This is a genomic window from Parablautia muri (assembly GCF_009917485.1).
GTDB classification, from domain to species: Bacteria; Bacillota; Clostridia; order Lachnospirales; family Lachnospiraceae; genus Suilimivivens; species Suilimivivens muri.
The window spans coordinates 1-3,376 of the sequence record NZ_QZDT01000121.1; the positions used below are offsets into that span (position 1 = coordinate 1).

Annotated in this window: 5 protein-coding genes; all 5 read left to right on the forward strand. The window is 33.8% G+C overall.

The window, feature by feature from the left end:
- The coding region (locus tag D5281_RS24355; protein ID WP_160562452.1) for an HU family DNA-binding protein at window positions 1-266 on the forward strand (266 nt) is incomplete at its 5' end.
- Between the two features lie 7 nt (window positions 267-273).
- Window positions 274-459 (forward strand): hypothetical protein, encoded by a 186-nt coding sequence (locus D5281_RS24360; protein WP_160562453.1) that lies wholly within the window; start codon window positions 274-276, stop codon window positions 457-459.
- Window positions 460-577: 118 nt separating this feature from the next.
- Complete coding sequence (locus D5281_RS24365) at window positions 578-871, forward strand: hypothetical protein (protein WP_160562454.1); 294 nt, start codon at window positions 578-580, stop codon at window positions 869-871.
- A gap of 880 nt (window positions 872-1,751) precedes the next feature.
- Window positions 1,752-1,943 (forward strand): hypothetical protein, encoded by a 192-nt coding sequence (locus D5281_RS24370; RefSeq protein ID WP_160562455.1) that lies wholly within the window; start codon window positions 1,752-1,754, stop codon window positions 1,941-1,943.
- Window positions 1,944-1,984: 41 nt separating this feature from the next.
- The gene (locus tag D5281_RS24375) at window positions 1,985-3,004 is read left to right on the forward strand and encodes a hypothetical protein (protein WP_160562456.1); all 1,020 of its coding nucleotides are present in this window, start codon (window positions 1,985-1,987) and stop codon (window positions 3,002-3,004) included.
- The last annotated feature ends 372 nt before the right edge of the window (window positions 3,005-3,376 follow it).

Consider the following 3,376-nt stretch of genomic DNA (forward strand, 5'->3'; position numbering starts at 1 on the left):
TGGCAGAAATAGGCGGTATTACCAAGAAAGCAGCAAGAGAAGGGCTGGAATTATTCATTGAAACTCTTATGGATTATATGGCTGAAGATGAAAAGGTAATGATAAAAGGATTTGGAAGATTTGAAATGAAGACTTATAAGGAGAGGAAGGGTAGAGTGCCTTTAAGCGGAGAAGAATGTATTATACCAGAACATAAGAAAATGAGGTTTTATGCAAGTGAAAGATTGGCTGATAAGATAGAAGAAATGCAGGGTGAGGAGGAATAGGATACATATGAAATTGAATAATAGAGCGCAAAATTGTGCTGAATGTGAATTTATGAAAAAGTATGATTACGGTAAGAAAATATATTATTGTGACCATGTAGACAGAATTGACGATATGGGAAAACTGGGTGTAGGGGAGTTACCAGAGGTAAGCCCTATGTGGTGTCCGTTGAGAGAGAAGAAAAGTGAGTGAAAGTATGAGTTGTGAATAGGTTTAATCATACTGGGCCATATTTAAGATAAAAAATGCTTAAAACCCTTGATTTATAAGGGATTAAGTCAGACCACATATAATTAAAGGAGAGTACCATATGCAATTCAAAGAATTAGAGTGGAAAGATATCATGTCAGACAATGTGGTTGTATGCAGCCATTGTGAAATCAATTTATGCGGATGGATAAAGATTGAATTCAAAATCAACCATGAGCCGGAAGAAGACCAATATTATCTGTATGCTTTTGGCAAAGGAAGTATCAGGAGGTTACAGCCTGAGAAGTATGGTTCAGTTGAATCAGCAAAGAATGCAGCATATAGGATATATTCAAATGAGATGGAACGGATAAAGAAAGCGATTGATTTTCTGGTAGCAGATGATTGTTATTAGAGGACTGCTGCCTCAAGGCGAAAATTTTGCTCCCCCAATTTGGGGAGTAAAAATAATTCGATACTCAAAAATAAGTAATGAGAATAACGACCACGAAGTCGTGGTGGATGATATTTAGCCACACAATTTTAGGTTGGAAAAGACACTAAGCTTAGAATTTAGCTTAGTAAAAATAATACAGCCAAATTTTCGGCTGTACTAAGTAATTGCCATTACAGAGCAACCAAAATAAACTGTAAATCTGAAATTCAAAAAAATCTGATAACTATTAAATCAATTTGATTGTGTGATTCTACACAATAATTCCATTAAATGATGAAAACTGAATATAGAAAAGTAGATTAATAAGGGACTTAAAAGAATTAAGACCCACTGATGTAAAGGGCTGAATGAAATGTTTAGTCCTTATTACAATGTAAAAATTTAACATTTCTGGTCAGAGAGTGTAACAAGATGCAAAAGTCAAATAATGAATTTTTGTTAAGTTTTTGATTCATAGAAGTTTATAGGGGTGAAGTTCAATATACCTTAGAAAAATGTTTTCCAGATTGGGAAAATGTAAATTATGTGGTGTTCCAAAATGGGATATCACATCCAATAAAAAGAGAAATAAAAGAGAGAAGTATTATTTAGTGGGAATGAATCAATTATCAGATGAAAGGAATAACAGATGAGAAAAAATAATGTAAATAGTAAACCAGAACCTTATCCCCATTAGGGGTAAGAATGGATCTCTTGTAGTAAGAAGGATCTCCTTTAGTAGCAGTATCGGAATGGGCAAATGGATGCCCACTTGTCCTAGGAGAAATTAGAAAAAAGGGCAAATGATTGCCCAAAACGAAACTTAGGCTAATTTTACTTTATGAAAGGGAATTGATTTATGTATAACAAAAATATTAAACCAATTTACAACTATGATTTACAAGAGTGCAATTTGTTATTTAAGAAAGGTATTCATCCTATTGGTTGTGGCGTAGGTGATAAGGACGGACGAGTATTTCATGTTTTTATGGCAGATAAAAGATATTTTGATGCAGTAAGACTAATACAGTATGAAAATGCCGAAAAATAATCAGAAAATTAATTTGATTTATGTGAAAGGATTTTATTTATATGAAATTATTTTTGGACAAACAATTAAATACAAACGATAAGGAAACAGTCATATTAGCAATACTCAATGGAATGTATAGTAAGAAATATAATCATCTTAGTACATCTGTCAGTCTGGTAGGATATGAAATGACAGGCAGATTTTTGAAATCATCAAACAGGAAGGAGCGTACCATAATAGAGGGGATTAGAGATGCGATACGTTCACTTTCTGGTAAAGGAATTATAGAACTTATAAATCAGGATACTGATAATTATATTTTTTCTGGTAAAGGATTAGAAGTAGATAGCAACAAGAGTAAGTTTGTTATTTTAGAACAATGGGAAATGCAGAGAATATTTGAGAAGTCCAATAAGCCGTTTAATGTGTTCTCGTTCTTCTGCTCGTTAATAGGAACAATCAATAACCAGACTAAAGAATGGCATATGTCACAGGACGAAATGACAACGTTGTGGGGATATGGGAAAGAGACAGTTAACGATTATCTGGAACAGTTAGAGGAAATGCAGCTTATTTATGTATACAGGCATAAAAAGCGGAGGTTAAACGGTACATATTACAAGCTGAATAATTCATATGGCAGATATTGTGACAAAGATGTCGTGATTGCTGAAGCGTTGAAATATTCTGATACCGTGGAATGTGAAGATTTTGTTGAAAAACTGGATAGAAGAGCAATAAAGCTAAGATATAATGCTTATTGTAATGATGCAAAGAAGTATAGAAACAATTTTGATGCGGAGGTTGATTTATGTAGACAATGTATTGCATACAATAAATCGCTGAAATACAAACCAGTAGAAGGGTATTATGATGGTGAGTATAAACAGGGAGAGTTATTGGATTTATCGGTATTCCCTGATGAAGTGCGAAATGCTGTTGACGATAACTGGGGCAATCCTGTTTCAATGGAACATGATTTTTCTATAGAAGAAATGTTGGATATGCCTACAGAGGGTGATGTTCTGTCAGAACTTGCCATGGCAAATATAGATTGTATGGGACAGAATAATATATGAAAAGAGGTGTCTACTCCATCTGGTGTGCAGTCCAAAACAGGTGATTACAAAGAACCTGATTATATAGAGACAGATAATGAATCTCACGGCGGAAAAATCCCTTGTGAGTTATTTTGCGTTATTGGAAAAGATTTAGATTGTATTGATATAGATGATTTGTTTTGATGATATAATCATTTATGCAATAAGCTTCACAAAAGTTTTGTGTAGCTTTATTGTCTAGAATGTTCTCATAGGACTTTGCTAAAGGAATACGAAAATTTTTGTACCCCTACGAAAATATAAAAGGTGCGTCAGATTTGACGCTGCATATAATAGCGGTTAGCGTCCAAATGGACGCAGAGCATAAATATTCCACTGGTATTTAATAGG